The sequence below is a fragment of the Paenibacillus sp. MZ03-122A genome (genome assembly GCF_024213325.1).
In the GTDB taxonomy this organism is placed as follows: Bacteria; Bacillota; Bacilli; order Paenibacillales; family Paenibacillaceae; genus Paenibacillus; species Paenibacillus polymyxa_B.
The window spans coordinates 1-1,135 of sequence record NZ_JANAVI010000046.1; the positions used below are offsets into that span (position 1 = coordinate 1).

Genomic DNA, 1,135 nt, shown 5'->3' on the forward strand with positions numbered 1-1,135 from the left:
CTTTGTTCCCGCCATGCTGCATGCGTTCCTGGAGTACGTGGAGCAGCAGCCACGGGAAGTGATGCAAACGAAGCTGGCAACGTTGCGGCATGTCTTTGCCAGCGGCGAAGCATTGCCGCCACAGCATGTCGCCCGGTTCCAACGGCTTGTGTCGAACCTGACTGGAGCGAAGCTGATCAACCTGTACGGCCCAACCGAAGCGACGGTGGACGTATCGTACTTCGATTGCGAGCCGGATGAGGAATATGGAGTTATTCCGATCGGAAAACCGATTCAAAATATTCGTCTGTACATCATGAAGGAAGGCACGGAGCAATTGCAGCCGATTGGGGTTGCGGGTGAGCTGTGCATCGGTGGTGTCGGCGTAGCCCGCGGCTATCTGAACCGTCCAGAGCTGACGGCCGAGAAATTCGTAGCCGACCCGTTTGCCGGCGGGGAAGCAGGCTATGAACGGATGTACCGCACAGGCGATTTGGCGAGATGGATGCCGGACGGCAACATTGAATATCTGGGCCGGATCGACCATCAGGTGAAAATCCGGGGGTACCGGATTGAGCTGGGCGAGGTCGAATCGCAGCTGCTCCAAGTGGAATCGGTACGCGAAGCGGTCGTCGTGGCTCGTGCAGACGAAACGGGACAAAAACAAATGGTGGCGTACTATGTCGCCGGACAAGAAATGGGTGCCAGTGAGCTGAGAAGTGAGCTGGGCCGGGAGCTGCCAAGCTACATGGTGCCATCGTACTTTGTACAGCTGGAGCAGATGCCGCTGAGTCCAAATGGCAAAATTGACCGCAAGGCCCTACCAGCACCAGAAGGCAGCCTACAAACCGGAACGGATTATGCAGAGCCGCGTACTGCTCAAGAACGCGCTCTAGTAGCGGTCTGGCAGTCGGTACTGGGACTGCAGACTGTCGGTATTTTGGACAATTTCTTCGATCTGGGTGGCGATTCGATCAAGGCGATCCAAATCGCATCCCGTGTGTTCCAGGCTGGCTATAAGCTGGACATGAAGGATTTGTTCCAGTATCCAACGGTGGAAGCACTGGCACCGCATATGCATGAGGTCAGTCGTATGGCAGATCAAGGAGAAGTGAGCGGGGAAACCGCTTTGCTTCCGATCCAGCATTGGTTCTTT

The 1,135-nt window shown here is 56.0% G+C and carries 1 protein-coding gene; it reads left to right on the forward strand.

Features of this window, described 5'->3' with window-relative positions:
- Window positions 1–1,135 (forward strand): non-ribosomal peptide synthetase (locus NLX74_RS25470; RefSeq protein ID WP_254330928.1); only part of this gene is annotated, 1,135 nt, incomplete at both ends.